At 62.4% G+C, this 18,013-nt stretch carries 18 protein-coding genes; 10 read left to right on the forward strand and 8 right to left on the reverse strand.

The window, feature by feature from the left end:
• Positions 1–7 precede the first annotated feature (7 nt).
• Positions 8–1,933 (reverse strand): hypothetical protein, encoded by a 1,926-nt coding sequence (locus IPJ76_07445; protein ID QQR88039.1) that lies wholly within the window; start codon positions 1,931–1,933, stop codon positions 8–10.
• Positions 1,934–2,342: 409 nt separating this feature from the next.
• On the opposite strand from IPJ76_07445, the gene IPJ76_07450 reads away from it, so the two are divergent.
• A complete protein-coding gene (locus tag IPJ76_07450) occupies positions 2,343–2,645 on the forward strand; it encodes a cation transporter (protein QQR88040.1) in 303 nt (100 codons plus the stop codon).
• 160 nt (positions 2,646–2,805) lie between these two features.
• On the opposite strand, the gene IPJ76_07455 is transcribed toward IPJ76_07450, so the two are convergent.
• The 4 genes from IPJ76_07455 to IPJ76_07470 all read right to left on the reverse strand — a co-directional run bounded on the left by IPJ76_07455 (position 2,806) and on the right by IPJ76_07470 (position 7,417).
• Entirely contained in the window at positions 2,806–3,684 is an 879-nt protein-coding gene (locus tag IPJ76_07455; GenBank protein ID QQR88041.1) for a hypothetical protein, read from the reverse strand.
• A gap of 131 nt (positions 3,685–3,815) precedes the next feature.
• Entirely contained in the window at positions 3,816–5,573 is a 1,758-nt protein-coding gene (locus tag IPJ76_07460; protein QQR88042.1) for a CHASE3 domain-containing protein, read from the reverse strand.
• Between the two features lie 38 nt (positions 5,574–5,611).
• Positions 5,612–7,042 carry a sigma-54-dependent Fis family transcriptional regulator gene (locus IPJ76_07465; GenBank protein ID QQR88043.1) on the reverse strand — a complete coding sequence of 477 codons (1,431 nt, stop codon included), beginning with the start codon at positions 7,040–7,042 and terminating at the stop codon, positions 5,612–5,614.
• Between the two features lie 9 nt (positions 7,043–7,051).
• Positions 7,052–7,417, reverse strand: a complete 366-nt coding sequence (locus IPJ76_07470; GenBank protein QQR88044.1) for a response regulator — start codon at positions 7,415–7,417, stop codon at positions 7,052–7,054.
• Between the two features lie 1,065 nt (positions 7,418–8,482).
• Between IPJ76_07470 and IPJ76_07475 the strand changes: the two genes are divergently transcribed.
• The 4 genes from IPJ76_07475 to IPJ76_07490 all read left to right on the forward strand — a co-directional run bounded on the left by IPJ76_07475 (position 8,483) and on the right by IPJ76_07490 (position 11,990).
• Entirely contained in the window at positions 8,483–9,445 is a 963-nt protein-coding gene (locus IPJ76_07475) for a hypothetical protein (GenBank protein QQR88045.1), read from the forward strand.
• A gap of 248 nt (positions 9,446–9,693) precedes the next feature.
• Positions 9,694–9,870, forward strand: coding sequence for a DUF1328 domain-containing protein (locus tag IPJ76_07480; GenBank protein QQR88416.1), 177 nt, complete (start codon positions 9,694–9,696; stop codon positions 9,868–9,870).
• A 174-nt stretch (positions 9,871–10,044) separates the two neighbouring features.
• Positions 10,045–10,659 carry an outer membrane beta-barrel protein gene (locus IPJ76_07485; protein ID QQR88046.1) on the forward strand — a complete coding sequence of 205 codons (615 nt, stop codon included), beginning with the start codon at positions 10,045–10,047 and terminating at the stop codon, positions 10,657–10,659.
• 158 nt (positions 10,660–10,817) lie between these two features.
• Positions 10,818–11,990: an AI-2E family transporter gene (locus IPJ76_07490; GenBank protein ID QQR88047.1), complete on the forward strand. Its 1,173-nt coding sequence runs from the start codon at positions 10,818–10,820 to the stop codon at positions 11,988–11,990.
• Between the two features lie 73 nt (positions 11,991–12,063).
• On the opposite strand, the gene IPJ76_07495 is transcribed toward IPJ76_07490, so the two are convergent.
• A complete protein-coding gene (locus tag IPJ76_07495) occupies positions 12,064–12,375 on the reverse strand; it encodes a YtxH domain-containing protein (GenBank protein QQR88048.1) in 312 nt (103 codons plus the stop codon).
• 244 nt (positions 12,376–12,619) lie between these two features.
• Between IPJ76_07495 and IPJ76_07500 the strand changes: the two genes are divergently transcribed.
• Positions 12,620–12,787 (forward strand): hypothetical protein, encoded by a 168-nt coding sequence (locus IPJ76_07500; protein ID QQR88049.1) that lies wholly within the window; start codon positions 12,620–12,622, stop codon positions 12,785–12,787.
• 113 nt (positions 12,788–12,900) lie between these two features.
• Here the strand turns inward: IPJ76_07500 and IPJ76_07505 are convergent, their stop codons facing one another.
• Entirely contained in the window at positions 12,901–13,392 is a 492-nt protein-coding gene (locus IPJ76_07505) for a hypothetical protein (GenBank protein ID QQR88050.1), read from the reverse strand.
• Positions 13,393–13,605: 213 nt separating this feature from the next.
• Between IPJ76_07505 and IPJ76_07510 the strand changes: the two genes are divergently transcribed.
• Both IPJ76_07510 and IPJ76_07515 read left to right on the forward strand, forming a co-directional pair.
• Positions 13,606–14,040 carry a hypothetical protein gene (locus tag IPJ76_07510; protein QQR88051.1) on the forward strand — a complete coding sequence of 145 codons (435 nt, stop codon included), beginning with the start codon at positions 13,606–13,608 and terminating at the stop codon, positions 14,038–14,040.
• A complete protein-coding gene (locus tag IPJ76_07515) occupies positions 14,009–14,449 on the forward strand; it encodes a hypothetical protein (GenBank protein QQR88052.1) in 441 nt (146 codons plus the stop codon). The genes IPJ76_07510 and IPJ76_07515 overlap by 32 nt, the downstream gene beginning before the upstream one ends.
• Here IPJ76_07515 and nhaA read toward each other — a convergent pair.
• Positions 14,446–15,585: a Na+/H+ antiporter NhaA gene (nhaA, locus tag IPJ76_07520; GenBank protein QQR88053.1), complete on the reverse strand. Its 1,140-nt coding sequence runs from the start codon at positions 15,583–15,585 to the stop codon at positions 14,446–14,448. The two genes, IPJ76_07515 and nhaA, sit on opposite strands and share 4 nt — an antisense overlap.
• A 150-nt stretch (positions 15,586–15,735) precedes the next feature.
• Here nhaA and IPJ76_07525 point away from each other — a divergent pair, with 150 nt between their 5' ends.
• The gene (locus tag IPJ76_07525; GenBank protein ID QQR88054.1) at positions 15,736–16,476 is read left to right on the forward strand and encodes a response regulator; all 741 of its coding nucleotides are present in this window, start codon (positions 15,736–15,738) and stop codon (positions 16,474–16,476) included.
• A gap of 126 nt (positions 16,477–16,602) precedes the next feature.
• Positions 16,603–17,988, forward strand: coding sequence for a T9SS type A sorting domain-containing protein (locus IPJ76_07530; protein ID QQR88055.1), 1,386 nt, complete (start codon positions 16,603–16,605; stop codon positions 17,986–17,988).
• Positions 17,989–18,013 lie beyond the last annotated feature (25 nt).

Raw genomic sequence — 18,013 nt, forward strand, 5'->3', positions numbered from 1 at the left:
GTCCGCGCTATGGAAGCTGTGCTGATCGGGTGCTGGTGGGCACCGCACCGCCGATGTTCACCAGGATCATATCGCGATCGTTGTTGGCGCCCGTGTATTTCACGATGCCGTCCATGTTGGTGTCCTCGCCGTGGTAACCTGCAACGGTATTGGTGGGCACCACCCCGCCGATACGCACCAGGATCGGGTCGCGATCATTGAGCGCACCGGTGTACTTCAGCTCCTCGTTGAAGCTGCTATCGCCCGACCAGAGCACGCGGTAGGCTCCAACGGCCTTCCGCGCATCGGTCCCGAAGGTGCTGGTGAGCGACGTGGTCAGATCGACGGTGGTCGCGGTTCCGCTCAGTGCAACGGGCAAGGCCGTCATGCAGCCCAGATGGTTCCGGTGATGCACGGCAACATAGTACGAGGTGGTCGGCACGGCGAACGCAACGGGGCTCGTACCGTCGGCATCCACCACATCGCCGTCGCGCTGCACCAACGCGCTCCGCGAACGGATCACGGAAGTCATGTCGTTCGCGTCGCGCAGTTCCAGGAGCACCCAGTCCACGATCGCATTGCTGCCGGCCACGGACAACACGCCTGCTGTTGTGGGCCCGCCGGCCGCCCCGGTGTGCACATAGCCCTGTGCTGCGTAAGGTTCGCTCAGGGGAACGAGCCCATTGGTGCGCAAGGCATCGTCCATGAGGCCCGTACCGCTCACGAACGGACCTTCGAGGAAGACCTTCGGCGAAAGGAGAACGACGGCCGGTGCGATCTGCCCCAGCCGCGCGGTGCCGCCGCCGGTCACGTACACATTGTGATCGTTGCCCAGCGCAAATCCGAACGAGCCGCTGCTCGGTGTGGTGACGTACCACGCGGTGGTGCCATCGCTGTTCACCTTGCAGATGCCCATGGCGAACAAGGTGCCCGCGCACAAGTACGCATTGTTGTACTGGTCCATCATCATCTGCGCGTGCTGAAGGAACATGTTCGGTCCGTCGGCATCGGGGTTGGACCAGACCAACGCCCCGTTCACGTCGGCCTTCAGGAACGCCGCACCAGCACCGCCGCCCGCAGGGAACCCGCTCACCACCGGCGCTTGATCACTGCCCACCTCCACGCGGTAAGCGGTGATCGCGTGCGTGGTCTGCCACGTTATCGAACCGGTAGGCGAGAGCTTGGTGATCACGCTTCCAGCGCCGCCCGGGTACACACCGTTCACGCAGTAGGTGTTGCCTGCCGCATCACCCGCGGCATCGCCGGTGGTGAGGCTGTTCACCATAGCAAGGCTCCAGATGCCGTTGCCATTGCGATCGATCTTCGCGTAGCCGTTCGCATTGGTGCCGCGGCACACCAGCACCACGTTGCTGTCCGGCGTGAACTTGATGTTGAGCGGGGCACCGATGCCCACCGGATCGAACCACGACCAGAGCGCGGTACCGTTCGGCGCGAACTTCTTCACTTGCGTCACCTGGCCGTTCAGGCCCGTGCCCACCCCCAGAACGTAGATGTTGTTCGCCTTGTCAACGATGCACTTCTTGGTGTAAGACCCGTCGAAGAAGGTCTCGTACACCTGTCGCCACAGCAGGGTGCCGCTTGGGCTGAATTTCATGACGACGCTGTTAGCGTTCACCGGGTTGGAATAACCGGACATCACCGTGCCGGTTACGATGGCGTTGCCCGCTTGATCGGTTGCCACCCATGTGGCCTTATCGAACATGGTGGTGCTCGTCTGGTCGAAGAAGGCCTGCCAGAGCTCGGTACCGGCGGAGTTCCGCTTGATGACGGTGATGTCGCCGCCGAGCGCGTAGTTGTAGTTGACGGTGAACACGTTGTTGGACTGGTCGAGCGCCACGGCCAAGCCGCTCACGGGTTGGTTCCAGTCCACGGTCACCTGGGCTTGCAGGGCGCAGGTGGTGGCAAACAGGGCGATGGTCAGATGTCGGGACATGGACAGGTGCTTGGTGCTGGAGGGTTCGCCCCAGCTCTGATGGGAGGTAAGTGACGGCATGTGGCGCTAGGATCCGGTGACAACCATCAGCTTGGTGAAAGATGATGGTCGTTCGCCCGGCCTTGGGCCAGCTGCCGAAAGAGCACCGCGCTGATCGCACCGGCAATGCCGGTCCGATGGAACGGGCAATGCCGCCGATGGAGCGCCGGACAGCAGGCGATCAACACAAATAGGGCGCGCGGTGCCCTGCCCCACTTCCGCTCCGAGCTGGTGTTCGCATCGCCGTGGTGAGGAGAGACATGGATCCACCCGAACGAAGAAGCCCCGCGGAAGTCGCGGGGCTTTTTCGTATTGCCCACTTCGCACCCCCTGCCTTGTCCACCACTGCCGTACGGTGATCTTCGCGCACATGCGGCGCTTGTCCGATATCCGATTGCAGGCCGTCGTGGTGGCGGCGGGCGCGGTGCTCATGGCCATCAAGTTCGTGGCGTGGCGCGCCACGCAAAGCAACGCCATCCTCAGCGATGCGCTGGAGAGCATCGTGACCGTGGTGGCGGGCGCCTTCGCGCTGTATGCACTGGCGCTGGCCTCCAAACCGCGCGACCGCGAGCATCCTTACTGCCACGGCAAGGTGGAGTTCATCAGCGCGGGCAGGACGATCGGCACGGTTGAGTTGTTCCGCCCGGAGATGGTGGTCACATGGCCGTGGTGAACAGGCGCGCGGCGAGAGCGAACGCGTGAAGGGCTGCGTCCTGCGGAAAATGGAATGGCCTCGCGGCACGTGGACGGTGAGCAGCAAAGTGTTCTTCGGTGCGGGCGGCAATGCGAGAGCACAGCCCTGGGACCGTGCTCTCCTTGTTGGCCTTGCTGGATCAATTGTCCACTTCGAGCACGGCGTACCGGCTCAAGCGCCAGAACGACGCGGGATCCTTGATGTGCACGTAGGCCACGGCTTCGTTCTCCTTCACCAGCTCGTAGCTGGCGGCCGGGTGCTCGCTCACGAGCTTGGCCTCCTTGGAGTTCACGGGGATGCGATCGGTGCTGCGCTGGTCCACTTGCGTGAAGGATGCGGCGCTGATATCGTTGTTGACGGTGCTCGTGCGCCCGATGCCCAGCACTCCACCCTCTCGGGTGATCACACCCTGTTCCTGCAGTTGCTTGCGCTCGCCCACAACGTACCAAGCGAGGTTCAGGTCGTCCGTCTGCTGCTGCAGGAAGGCCTGCGTTTTGGCGAGCTCAAGTTCCATGCTACTGAGCTGCTGGGTCACTTGTTCGATCTTGAAATCGCGTGCGACCAGATCTTCCCTCAGTACGGCAAGACTGCTGTCACGCTGGGCCAGTTGCAGATCGAGGTCCTTCAACTTCTTGCGCAATCCCTTCGCGTCGACCTTGCTGTTGTCCAACTTCTTGGTGAGTTCCGCGATGCGCTCACGACTGTCGTTCATCAGGCCGTTCATCAGTTGGATGTCGCGCAGGATCCTTTCGCGCTGGTCCATGGTGAGGTCCGCCTCGCTCGTGTTGTTCACGTTGAGCTCTTTTTCGTCCACGAGGTCAAGGTTCTTCTCGATCTCATTGAACGAAAGGCTCATGGAGCCGATCAAGGAGTCGCGCTGGTCCAATGCGTTGATCAGGCTGTCGCGCTGGGAGGCAAGGCGCACCTCGCTCGGGGTCGGGCCGTTCTGGCAAGCCGGGAGCACGAGCAACAGGGCTCCGGTGCAGTACGCTGCGATGGTTTTGGCGGCGGTGTTCATCGTGTTGGTTTTCGTTGTGCTCGACAAGTGGTGTGCCCGGGCCATTGCAAGCGGAGCCGTGCTTGGAACTTGGTCGGGGCCGCGACTTTCTGCCCCGGATCGTGGCATTGCGGCCCCGCAAGCGACCCCGCTCAGCGCAATGGGATGTGCACGGAGACCGATGTGCCTTCACCCACCCTGCTGGCCACCGATATCGTCATCTTGTGTGCTGCAAGGATGCTCCTGGCGGTGGTAAGTCCCAACCCCAGACCACCGGGCCGACCGCTGTAGAAAGGTTCGAACAACTTGTCCATTTGTTCCGGAGGAATGCCTTTGCCGTTGTCCTGCATGACCAACCGCAGCTCTTTCGGACCGCGCTCGATGCTGGCACGCAGAACGCCCTTCTTCGGCTCCATGGCCTCTATGGCGTTCACGGCCAGGTTCGTCAGCGCAAGCACCATGAGGCCTTTGTCGAGCATCACCTTCGGCAAGTGCGGGGGTGCATCCAGCTCGAACCTCATGTCCTTCAATAGTATCCTGTCCCGCACGGCCGCCTCCACGTCTTGTATGACGACCGGTAGATGCACGGCGGCCAAGTGCAGTTCCCGTTTGCGCGTGGATTCCAGCATGCCCGTGATCAGCTCCCCGATGCGCTTCAGGTTGCGGTCCACGATAGCGAAGAACGGCTCGGGGCCGGAGTAGGCGTTCTGTGCCTTGGTCTCGTCGGCGATCTGCTCCATGGCGAGCCCGATGTTCGTGAGCGGGTTGCGCACCTCGTGGGCCACGGTGCGCATCAGCTGACCGGTCAAGGCGAACCGGTCCTCGCTCAGTTTGCTGGCTTCCGCGCGTTTGCGACCGGTGATGTCGTCGAACACAACAAGGAAGCCATCGTCCAACTTCAGCGCCCGCGCCAGCACCCACATGTCCACTGTCCCTTCCCTGTAGTGCAGCTCGCGTTCGAAGGGCTGGCCGGTAGTGACGACTTCGCAGTAGGCTTCGTACAAACCCGTGCTCCGGTTTTCCGGCATTTCCACCAGCAGGTGTTTTCCGATCAGGTCCTCACGTCCCACCTGCTTGTTCGCGGTGTTGTTGCTCGTGACCCACGCGAAATCCGTGATCCCACCAGCAGTGTCACGCACTGCCGCGAAGGTCATGATGCCGCTCGGTGACAGGTCCAGGATCTTCTCGTTCAGTTCCTGGAAACGTTTGCGCAAGGCCACCTCATTGTCCAACTGCTCCACGCGTTGCGCAAGAGCGTAGCGGGCTTTCTCCACGGCCTTCACCGAGCGTACAAGCCGTGTGAAGAGCAGGGCCGTGGCGAGCAACGATACCAGCGCATACACGGTGAGCATCAGTGGTGTACCAACGAGCGTTCTGTTCTCCAGAAGCATGTTCGCATGCTCCTTGTCCAGGCGCAGATCGAAACGTTTGTATACAGCGCGGAGCTGGTCCATGTACACCCTTCCGGCCAGCAGCGAGTCGGGATGGAAGGTGCCACGGCGCGCCTCTTGAACGCGCTCGCCGAAGCGCTCGGTGAGGGTGAGGCTGAGCGAGGTGATCGTGTCGAGCTGCGCGAAGTCCAGCGGACCGGCACAGGCCGCTTTCACGCGGTCGAGGTCGTCCGCGATGCGCACGCTCGCATGCATCAGCGGCGAGAGGAACGGCTCACCTTTCGTGAGCAGGAACCCGCGGGTGCTCGTCTCCTGGTCCACCACATCGAGCATCACTTCGTTCAGCGCCGAGCGGAGTTCGATGTAGCGCCGTGTGGACACCACGCCCTCTTGGTAACGGACCAGCGTGCGGTAGGTGACGAAGAGGAGCACCAAGAGCAGCACCACCGTCCCTCCGTAGAGCCACGCCAGCAACTTCCGCTCTTTAACGGCCTGTTGCGCTGCGGCTACGGTGGGCATGTGTGCGGATGGGGAACTGTGCGAAAACCGGCCGACCGTCAAACCTCGAGGCCGAACGCCTTGAGCTTGTTGTACAGCGTTTTGCGGTCGATGTGCAACTGCTCCGCTGTTCTGGATTTGTTGTACCCGTTGCGCTCCAGCACTTTCAGGATCATGTCCTTCTCGGCCGCCAGTGCAGCGCTCCTGAGATCATCGCCCATGGTCGCAACCGGTGCGGTGCCGCTGTCCGCTGTGGAGGTCGGGTTGCCGTGGCGCACGGGTTGCGCACCGCTCAGCACCACGGCTGGCAGGCAATCGCTCGTTATGTGCGCGTCGGAACTGAGAAGAACGGCACGTTTCACCACGTTGCCCAGCTCGCGCAGGTTGCCGCTCCAGCCGTAGTTGAGCATGTGCTGCATCGCTGCATCGTCGAAACCGGTCACTTGCCGCCCAAGCCGGGCGTTCGCCAGCTCCACGAAATGCTTGGCGAAGCGCGGGATGTCCTCCTTCCGTTCGCGCAGTGGTAGCAAGTGGATGGTGAATTCCTGGATGCGGTGAAGCAGGTCTTCACGGAAGCGCCCCTCGGCCACGGCGCGATCCAGGTCCTCGTTCGTGGCGGCCAGGATGCGCACATCCACATCGATGTCCTTGGTGCCGCCGATGCGCTTGATCTTCCGCTCTTGCAGCACGCGCAGCAGTTTGATCTGGTTCTCGTAGGTGAGGTTGCCCACTTCATCGAGGAACAGCGTGCCCCCTTGCGCTTGCTCGAAGCTGCCTGCTTTGTCCGTAACAGCACCGGTGAACGCGCCCTTGGTGTGGCCGAACAATTCGCTGCCGGCCAGTTCCTTCGGAAGTGCGCCGCAATCCACGGCGACGAACGGCGCTGCGCCGCGCGTGCTTTCCTGGTGGATCCGCTTTGCAACGAACTCTTTGCCCGTGCCCGTTTCACCGGTGATGAGCACTGACATGTCGGTGGGGGCAACAAGACCGATGTGCTTGGCAATGAGCTGTGCCGCCGGCCCGGTACCTTCCACATAGTCCGAGGTCTTGGCACTACCTGGCTTTGGGGCTTTCGTTTTCGTCGCGGCCCCGTTGCCGTTCACCGGTCCGCTCCCCTCATGGCCATCGGCCGCAAGGGCATCCTGTACGCGCATCAGCAGTTCATCAGGATAGAGCGGTTTGCCGATGTAATCGAACGCGCCTTTGCGCATCAGTTCCACGGCAAGCCGCACTTCGGAGTACCCGGTGATGATGATGACCTGGGTACCAGGACTGGTCGCGCGGATGTGTTCCAGCATCTGCGGCGCATCGGTATCGGGCAAACGGTGATCACACAGCACCAGGTCGAACTTCTTGCCGGCCATTTGTTCCTTGGCCACAGCGCCACGGCTGGCGGTGCTCACGGTGTAGCCCTGCTTGCTCAGTAACCGGGACAGCAGCATGCTGAGGTCCTGGTCGTCGTCGATCACAAGTATGCTGGCGTTGGTCATGGCGTTGGTTCAAGCTGAGAAGCCCAGTTCGCGCAGCCGATCGAAAATGGATGCTCGGTCGAAGGGCTTCGAGATGAAGGTGTCCGCCCCCAGTTCCTGGGCACGAGCACCTTCTCCTTCTATGGCGCTCATGGCGATGCAGGTGGTTTCGGGTGCGGTGGTCTTGATGTTCGGGATCAGGTCGTAGCCTAAGCCGTCAGGCAAGTGCACATCCAGGAAGACGGCATCGAAGCTGCCCTCCTGCAACAGGTCGCGGCCTTGCTCCAGCGTATGCGCGAAACGGCATTGGGCACCGGAACGCTTGAGCATAGCGCAAAGCAGGACGCAGATCTCCCGCTCATCATCGATCATCAAGACCTTCCGGATGGCTTTCATCTCCTTTCGCTGCACCCGTCCGCGGCGCTTCCCATGGGACAACAATGTATGGTGGGGCCGTTCAACCCCTTCATTGGGAGCTACGAAGCGGCGTGCCAAGACGACGGATCGCGCGGAGGTGGGTCGCATTGGCTGGGGCGGGTGCGATGGCCGTGCCAGCCATACCCGGTCTTGGGGCGACAATGCTGTGCGAACGGCAGTACGGCCCCGGCACATTGAACTTGGCCTGCTGCAGTGAAGCACTGGGGAATGTCGTGTGCATTGGGGCATGTCTTCCCCTGATCGGGAACCGATCTCCTCACCCGGGCGATCGCACGTTCCCAGAATGAACGGACGCCGTTCGGTCCGTGCTGCGGTGCGGGCTTCGGCTGCGTCGGACCTGGCTCCGTGGATGGCAGGGAAATCGGATGCAATGGTGCGGTGAAGGAGAAGCAAAGGACCGCTCAGCGCACAACCCGTCTGGCTCGTGTTGTTCGCGGGGTGTTTTGGGGCGGTAGTGTGGCGGTTTTGCTGGGAGCCGTGGTCGTATGGCTGTTACAGGCGAAGGCGGCCGCGGTTGTTGAACACTCCTTGCGCAAAGCCGGTATCTCAACCCTCAAGCGGGGATCGGCCCAGCTCGATATCGTTGGTGGGCATCTGGTGTTGACTGATTGGGTCGTGGACGCTCCCGGGGAAGTCCCGACCATGCGTTCACGGGCAGCCCTGGATACGCTGGTGCTGCGTGGCTTCTCCAAGACGGATTGGCTCCTTCATCGTCGCTTTGAAGCAGCGGAACTGTTGATCGTGATGGACAGTATCGTATGGTGCGGGAAGCCCGTGAAAGGAGATGTGGATAGGCGGAAAGCGGAGCGGCCGTTTGGTGGGTTTTCCCTTGATCACATGAGGATGAGCTTCCGAACTGTTCAAAGCAGGACAGGAGATGGACCGGAAGTGGGAATAACTGAACTGTCCGGCGATCTGCGCGATTGCAGGTGGTCGCGGGACCATGATGCGGACCTTCCGATCGGTGGACGTGGTTCCCTGCGAACGGGCCCTGTGCAGGTACAGGGAAAGGAGCAAAGACCCGTGCGCATCGCAACAGTGTGTGTCGATGTGGATGACCGGTCCATTGTGCTCAAAGGGATCACGTTCGGTTCGGACAGTACCATCGAACGCGATGCCTCACGGCTGGAACTGGAAGCAGATCTGGTGACCGTTTCCGTGGACACTGCTCGTGTGTGCGGGGTGCGCTTTGCCCAAGGCCCGACCCCCGTGCAGCTGAACGCGGAACGCATCACACTCGCCGGTGCGCGTATCCATGTCGCCCGAGACAAGCGGCTGCCCGACCCGGCCTTCCGCTATCGGCCGCTAGTTGCGGGGCTCCTGCGCATGCTGCCCCTGGGCACCGGTGCGGACACCGTTGCGTTCCAGCGGGTGGACGTCACGTACCATGAACGAGCTGAACAAGGGGCCTCGTTCGGCCGGTTACCGTTCCATGGCATCCATGGGATGATCACCGGCGCACGCCATTTCGCGGACACCACGTCCACCGTGGTCGAGGCCAATGGTTTCCTCTTCGATTCGGCGCGTGTGCATCTCTACTTGCGCACCGCATCGAACGACACAACGGAGCGGTTCACGGCACGCGCACGGATACAAGGCATGCCCTTCGCCGACCTTGAACCCATCCTGCAACCGCTCACCGATGTGAGGCCCGTGAGCGGATGGCTCCGCGAGATCCGATTGGCGATGGAAGGTGATGACCGCACGGGCCGGGGCGTGGTGAGCATGCGCTACAACGATCTCAAACTTGCCGTGGGCGACAGGCACAACAAGAGTATTGGCGATGCGCTCGGCACAGCCTTCCTCAATGCGTTGGTGCGCAAGCGGCCGCGTGCCGATGCCGAACGCGAGCGGGAGGGTACCTTCACCATGGAACGCCGGCGCGACCGCTTCATCTTCAACATGCTCTGGCGCAGCACCCGCGAAGGCGCTTTGAACATCATGCTGCCCGAGGTGGTACAGGGCCGTGAGCGGACCACTGGCTGAATTCCTCGGCAGCGCCGGCCCCGCGCCTCAATGTGATGCGTTGATCGTGGAACCATAACCACGCACCTACCCGTGTATTCCCCACGTCAAGATAACGGACCTCACCGCAGGACGGGTCGCGGACGCCTGCCGATCAAGGCATTCCGCGCCGGGGGACCGTTGGTGTGCCCTTCGGTACGCAGCTTGGGTCCTTGGTCCAGAGCGCGACCATCACCGATGCGCCGACCATCAACCAAAACCCAGGACCCATGCTACGCTACGCCGCCATCTTCCTCGTCATCGCCATCATCGCCGCCGTCTTCGGGTTCGGTGGCATTGCGGCCGGTGCCGCGAGCATCGCCAAGGTGCTCTTCTTCCTTTTCCTCGTGCTCTTCGTGCTGTCGTTGCTCTTCGGGGCCAAGCTCTTCAAGAAGTCGGACCCCTAAGAGCCTGTTTGGGATCTCTTGAACGAAGGGCTCCGAGGCTATTTTTCGTTCAGGCGCATCCGGAAAATCATCGCGTAGCGGTGCCTACGGGATTATTTTCCGGCGAAGCATGGGCGGAAAAGAGACCGGAGAGCGAGTTTGAAGAGATCCCAAACAGGCTCTAACAACGGAACCATGGATACCAGAAGCATCCTTACGATCGGCGCCCTGTGCTTTGCATGCGGTGCCAGCGCCCAGGAGCTGCGGCTCAGCGGCGGGTACAACGGTAGCAACGTGCGCGAGGCCGGCGAACACCGCTGGGTGGGCCGGGCGGGCTACCAGTTCGGTGCGGACATCCTGCTGGGCAACACTTGGTTCGCGCGCGCTGGTGCGCACCTCATGGTGCGCAACCTCAACTATGCCTTGCTGACCACCGACACCAACGGGGTGAGCGTTGAGGGCAACACCGGGTTCAGGTACACCAGCCGCTCGTTGCGCGTGCCCCTGCATGTGGGCCGTTTCATCCTTGACCAGCGCGACGATCCCACGGTGAATGCGTACGCGTTCGCCGGTCCCACCGCGCTCTTCAACCTCAATGCGCGGCTGGAGCAGGATGAGTTCGAGGTGGAAACAGCGCCCGTGCAATGGTCCATCGGTTTCGGTGGCGGTGCGCAATACCGGTTCGTGTTCGTTGAAGCCGGTTACGATGTGGCCATGAGCAACATCTTCGAGGGCGATGCCCTGTCAACCGATCCCCGCGTGAACCAGGTGTATGCCGTGGCCGGGGTGCGACTGAAGCTCGCCGAGTGATGTGACTTTCCGCGCTCGCTCTGCGGTGTGGCGGTCATTCCCCACGATCGTGGAGCGGGTGTGGCGCCGTGGTCAAGCGGCACCTGCACCGCACCGCTCCACCCAGCGTGTGCACACCATGGCAGGATGTTTCGTGGGGTTGCGCCCACCTTCAGCCCATGACCGTTCCACCAACCCCAACGCCGGGCGCATCGTCGGTCCGGCGCGTGATCCAGCCGCAGTACCAGAAGTTCAGCCTCATCATCCTGGGGCTTATCGGCCTGTTCTATGCGCTCCACCATGCGCGGCCCATCATGGTTCCCATGATGTGCGCATTGCTGCTGGCCATGCTCCTGAACCCGGTGGTGAACCGCTTGACGAAGTGGCGGGTGCCGCGCATCCTGGCCATCACGCTTGCGGTACTTACCAGCATGGCCCTGCTGGCGGCGCTGGCCTACTTCATCGTTACGCAGGCCGCCCACCTGAACGAAGCCATGCCTCGCATGAAGGAGCAACTGAACGGCATTTACCGTGAAGTTGAGCTGTGGGCGCAGCAGAAGCTCAACCTGCAGCGGCGCGAGCTCAACGATGCCGTGGAGCAGATGAAGGAGAACGGCATGGCCGGTGGCAGCGGCATCGTTGGTGAGACCATCACCACGGTAGGGGCGCTCTTTGCGTTCTTCTTCTTGTTGCCCGTTTACACCTTCCTGCTGCTGCTGTACAAGAAGCTGCTCACCAACTTCCTCCTGCGACTGTTCGGCACGCACGAGCACGACACGGTGAAGGACGTGCTGGGACAGACCAAGGTGGTGGTGCAGAGCTATCTCTCCGGTCTGCTCATCGAGGCGTTCATCGTGGCTTCGCTCAACTGGATCGGGCTCACCATCATCGGGGTGAAGTACGCGCTGCTGCTGGCGGTGGTGGGGGCCTTGCTGAACCTGGTGCCGTACATCGGGATGATGATCGCCACGGTGCTGCCCATGGCCATCGCGTTGGCCACGCAGAACGCCGAAGCCGCATTGTGGGTGCTGGGCCTCTACCTTACCGTGCAGTTCATCGACAACAACTTCATCGTGCCGCGCATCGTCGGTTCGCGCGTGGAGCTGAACGCCCTGGTCTCGCTCTTGGCCGTGATGATCGGTGCTGCGTTGTGGGGTATACCGGGCATGTTCCTGGCGTTGCCGGTGACGGCCATCCTGAAGGTGGTGTTCGACCATGTGCCCGCCATGCATCCCTTCGGGTACGTGATGGGCGACGATGAGCACCGCGAGTACATGGAGCAGCTGCAGGTGAAGAACTGGCGCAAGCTCTTCGTTCACCAGAGCACGACTTCCACAACAGAGGGCAACTGACGGGGCAGCCTGCCGTGAAATGGAACGGCCGCCCTTGCGAGCGGCCGTCCACGCCGGATCACGGAGAGCCCACCTAGATCTCCCCGCGCTCGGTGGCGTTCTTCAGTTTGCCGCGCACGGCTTGCGAGGTTTCGCGTGCGGTGTTCGCGGCGTTGCCGATCGCATCGGAGGTGGAGTGCATGGCGTCCTGGGCCTTGCCCTTCAGTTCGGCGATCAGCTCCTCGCCCTCTTCGAGCATCGAAGCGAGACGGTCCTTCAGATCGTCGCCTTTGCGCATGAGTTTCTTGCGTGTCTCCGCTCCGCTCTCCGGCGCGAGGAGCACGCCCAGTGCAGCGCCGGCCGCAAGTGCTGCGAGCGCGATGGCCAATGTGCTTTTGTTCGACATGGTGGCTGTTGTTGGTTGGTCATTGCGGCATGACCAACCACGGTGCCGCAACGGGACCTAAGCCCGGTGGCCCTTGCGGGGCAAGGGTTTTTGCGCAAGGGGCATCGGTCCCTCAACGGAAGACCTGGGGACGCACATCCTCAGGGGATCGGGGAACCGCCACCACGATCGTGTCCGGGGTTTCCGTGGAAGTCGTGCGGTGATCGGTGCGGCATCCGCCTTGCGAGCGCACGACCAACTGCCCATGACCAACGCCGAGGACATTGCCCGACTGGTGCGCCGCCGCCGCGTGAAACGCTTGCTGGCCGCCCGCAACGCGGCCCGCAGGGCATCATCGGTCGTGTGGTGGTTGCTGCTGGCCGCAGCGCTCTTCGCCCTATTCGAGTGCATTGCTTGGGCCGAGTTCCCTTGAGGTGCGCGCAGTGGGCAACGTTGAAGTTCGATCCGTTGGGCGAGTTGCCGGTAACAGAAAGGGGCGCCCCACCGGCGCCCCTTTCCTTGGCGAACAGGCCACTGCGAACAGTGTTAGTGCCCGTCCTTATCGTGATCAGCACCGGTCTTGCGATCGATCTTCTCGGCCTGGCGCGTGAACCAGTTGCTGGTTTCGTCGGCGGCTTTGCGCACGGCCGCTTTCGTTTCCTCCCAGGTCTCCTGGGTGGCGCGGTCCACATCGCCGAGCTGGGTTTCCAGACGGGCCAGTTGCACGTTCAGCTCGTCCTTGGTCTTCTCGAGTTCGGTGCGGCGCTCGGCCTTCAGCTTGGTGTCGGCCAATTTCGCGTCGATGTCCGCCATCTCCTTGCGCAGTTGGGCCTGCAGCTCGCGCAGTTCGAGGGTGGCGGCGGCTTTCGCCTCGTCCAGTTCCTTCATGGCCTTGGTCACTTCGTCGTGCGCTTCGGCATTGGTGGCTGCCACGTCTTCGCGCACATCGGCCGGACTGTTGTTGCCGCAGGAGGCCAGGCCTGCGGCGATGATCAGCGCACCGGACACGATGCCGATGCTGGTTTTGCGGATGGTCATGGTCGATCAGTGTTGGTTGGTGACGAGACTTTCGCAAGGGTCGGGCCGCCCGGGTGCACAAGGGTGATCCATGCTGGATGGATGGTCGTCGTTGGGCATGTGTTTCCCCGATCGTGAAGCCCGTGCTCCCCATCGCACCCGATGGAGCGCATGAGCGATGCGTCCCGGTCCGTGGCACGGATCTGATGCATCCTTCGGCATACCACCACGACCATGCGCCCACCCGATGAACCCACCACCACGTCAGCGCACAACGGCACCGCTGAAGGCGCACCAATGGACTTCAGCAGCTTCACCACCGGCCTCGTGAGGAACGTGGGCGAGTACGTGGAAGTGCAGAAGCACTACTTGCAGTTGACGGCGACGGAGCGCATCAGCGTGATGCTGGCCGGCACCGTGAACGGCTTGGTGCTGGCCGTGTGCATGGGCACGTTACTGCTGTTCGTGAACGTGGCGCTGGCGTTCCACCTCGGGGATCAAATGGGTTCCCGGGCGCTGGGCTTCCTGCTCGTGGGCAGCATCTACCTGGTGCTGTTCCTGTGTTTCACCCTGTGGTGGCGCAGCAGTGGCCGCGAGCGTTTCATCCTGGCGCGCATGAAGGACATGAACCCCGACGATGATCATGAAGAACGTGAACAGCCTCGCTGAGCTACGCGCGGAGATCCACCGTGCGCGTGCTGACCGCGACCGCGTGCAGGAAGAACTGCGCCAGCGCATGGCGGTGCTGAACGATCCGCGCACGCGGGGCATCCTGCTGCGCGATGCCGCTGGCGATGCTCTGCGCACCTGGAAGCCCTTCCGTCTGGTGCACGAGGCCTTGCACGGCAAAGTGTCCGGCGAAACCGTGGCGTCGGCCGGCATGGCAGCGGCCTCGTTGCAAGGCACTTGGAAGAAGAGGATACTGTGGAGCGGTGCCAGCTGGCTGCTAGGCCAGGTGATCGGCGACGATCCGCTGAAGCGCGCCAGTATCCTCGGCACGATCGGGGGTGCGCTGAGCAAGGCGCGAGAGGCACTGAAGCCCGCACGACCTGCACACGATGGGCGGCAAGCGCGCTAGCTGCGCTTGGGCAAACGCCACTTGAGCACCAGTACGCCGAAGAGCGCGGAGAGGAGCGACGCGAGCATAACGGCCACCTTCGAAGTGTCTTGTTCAGCAGGGGTGCTGAAGGCGAGCAGCGCAATGAAGATGCTCATGGTGAACCCGATGCCCGCGAGCATGCCAGCGCCCACTACATGCCCCATGCGTACATCCGCGGGAAGGACGCACAGCCCGGTGGCAATACCGATCGCACAGAACAGCACCACCCCCAGCGGCTTGCCGATGACCAGTCCGGCCATGATGCCGAGCGCATTGGGTTGAAGGAGCGGCCCGAAGGGATCAGCGCCCAACGCGATGCAGGTGTTCGCCAACGCGAAGATGGGCATCACCAGGTAGGCCACCGGCCGGTGCAGCACGTGCTGCAATTTGTACGAGGGGCTGCGATCATCACCGTTGCCGAACGGAATTGCGAAGGCGAGCAGCACCCCGGCCAACGTGGCGTGCACACCCGAACGCAGCATGCAATACCACATCACCACACCCAGCAGCAGGTAGGGTGCAATGCGGTGCACGCGCATCCTGTTCATCACCAGCATGGTGGCGAACAACACCACCGAGCCGCCGAGCCATGCCCACTGCACACCGTCGGAATAGAACACGCCGATCACCAGGATGGCACCCAGGTCGTCCATCACGGCCAGCGCCGTCAGGAACACCTTCAACGATGCAGGCACGCGGCTGCCCAATAGCGCGAGTATGCCAATGGCGAACGCGATGTCGGTGGCCATCGGAATGCCGGCGCCGGCGCTGGTGGGCAGGTCATGGTTCAATGCGTAGTGGATGCCGGCGGGCACGAGCATGCCACCGACCGCTGCCATGGCGGGCAGCGCAGCCTGGCCCAAGGTGCTGATCTCGCCCACGTAGAGCTCGCGTTCCAGCTCCAGTCCGATCAGCAGGAAGAACACCGCCATCAGGCCGTCGTTCACCCAGTGCGCCAGACCGTGCCCGGCCACGGGGTGGTGCCAGAAACCGATGTAGGCACCGCCCCATGGGCTATTGGCCAGCAGCAACGACACCACCGCGCACAACAGCAGCACCACGCCGCCCGCTTTTTCGCTGCGGAAGAAGTCCTCGAAGAGCGCGGTGAGCTTCATGCGATCGTTGCGCGTTGGCACCGCCAAAGAAAACAGCACCGGCAGCAGTGCCGATGACCGACCGCCGCACGGCAAGCACCGGGGCATTCAGCGTGGTGTGTTGCAGCGTGCCATGGAAACGCTACGTTGGGCCACTGAAGGCAGCACCGCATGGACCAGGTCCGCATCCTCATCGTGGAAGATGAACCGCTCATTGCGGAAGACCTGCGCGCGCACCTGGAAGAGCTGGGCTACGAGGTATGCGCCGCGTGCGACAATGCCCTCGATGCCATGTCCGAGATCGGCTCGCGGAAGCCCGACCTGCTGCTGCTCGACATCAACCTGGGCGATGGTGCCGACGGCGTTCAACTGGCTGAACGGGTGAAAGCGAAACACGGCGTGCCGTTCATTTTCGTGACCAGCCACAGCGACAAGGCCACGTTGGAGCGCGTGAAGCCGCTGCGCCCCGCAGGCTTCATCATCAAACCGTTCGACGAGAACGACCTGCGCACGCAGATCGAACTGGCATTGGCGCGCTTCGCCAACGATGTGGAAGCTACCGTGGCGCCAACCGATGCGCAGCGCAACGACTTCGTGATCGCCGACAGCATCTTCATCCGCGAGAAGGGCAAATTGGTGAAGGTGGCCATCGACGACATCCACTACGCCGAAGCCGACGACAACTACGTGACGCTGCACACACCGGCGAAGAAGTACGTCATCACCAGCACGCTGGGTGCGGTGGAGGAGAAGCTGAAGAGCCCGCACCACCTGCGCATACACCGCAGCTACCTGGTGGACACACGGCGCATCACGGCCGTGGAAGAGGGCTACGTGCGCATCGGCGCGCAGAGCCTGCCCGTGGGCAAAACACACAAGGAAGCGCTGATGGCGCGTATCAGGACGTTGTGAACGGCCTCATCGCCCCGTGGACCCAGGCCTGGGTCCGCAACACACTTTGCCTTGCCTTGTCGCGTTCAAGAGCGGTTCTTTTCTTGGACCGAACGACGTGCCGCAGTCATCCAATACCCTGACCCAATGAACAAGCTGACCGGTTTCTTTCTATGGTTGGTCCTTCCCGTCCTGACGCAAGCCCAAACCACCTTCGAGGTCGTGTTCGATGGCCCCGAAGACGAATTCGGGATGGGCGTGGAGCAGACCACCGACGGGGGCTACATCCTTTCCGGTTTCCAGGACGCCAACATGCTGTTGCGCCGCACGGACGCCAATGGAACAGAGCTGTGGTCGCACACCTATGGAACGGCCAACATGGATATCGGCTATTGTGTCCGGCAGACCACCGACGGTGGGTTCATCCTGTGCGGCATGTACAATGGGTTCGGCACGGACACACTTACCCTGGTACGCACCGATGCTGCAGGCAATACGCAGTGGATCAAGCATTATCGCGGCACGCTGGGCCGCGACCTTGGTTACGCTGTGCAGCAGACCCTTGATGGTGGATTCATTGTTTGTGGTTCATCCGGGCCTTCGCTCGATGATGTTTACGTAGTGCGCACGGATGCGACAGGCATCGTGATGTGGAGCAGCACCATCGACCTCGGAGCGGGGGAGATGGCGATGGCCGTGGAGCAGACCGCCGATGACGGATCCATCGTGCTGGTGCAGAATTCGGGCGTTGGGAACCCCGACGGTGAGTTGTACTTGTTGCGTTTCGATGCCCTTGGCGATACGATGTGGTCGCGCACCATCGCAACGCCAGGGCCCGATGAAGCCCGAGGTTTGGCGATCGCAGATGATGGTGGGTTCATCATTGCGGGCGGCAATGGCTACCCTGCGCGCGATCTGTTGATCGTGCGCACCGATGACCAAGGCCAGGAACAATGGCGCCAAGTGCACGGCGACGCCCAGTACGACGAGATGGCGACCGACATCCATGCACTTCCGGGCGGCGAACTTGCCCTCGGTGGTCGCAAGGAAGACCCGAACACAGGTGACATTGGCATGTACCTGGCCAGGACGGATGCTACCGGCACCATTCAATGGGAGCGCAGCTTCCCGCGAGGGGCCATGAGCGAAGCGCTCGCCTTGGACCCGACGAGCGATGGTGGTTTCGTCCTCTTCGGCTCCACCGTTGAGGTGGTAGGAATGTTCGCCGAGTTCGACTCTTATCTGGTGAAGACCGATGGTGCGGGATACAGCTCTGTGGAGGATGCCGATGCACGGGCTCCGGTGCTCCTGCTCTATCCCAATCCGGTCCGCGACCGTTTGTTCGTGCAGTATGATGGAACCGGAACGCTACGGTGCATCGATGCTACCGGACGTACGGTGAGCTCGGCACCCGTTCACAACAACGGGCTCATTTCGCTTGTTGTCGGCAACCTGGAACCGGGTGCCTACATGCTGATGGTGACGAGCGGCCAAGGACGGACCAATTCGGCCCGGTTCGTCGTTGACAGGTAGGCGCTTTGAGCCGCACGCAACGCGC

This window comes from Flavobacteriales bacterium (genome assembly GCA_016699575.1).
Lineage (GTDB): Bacteria > Bacteroidota > Bacteroidia > Flavobacteriales_F > PHOS-HE28 > PHOS-HE28.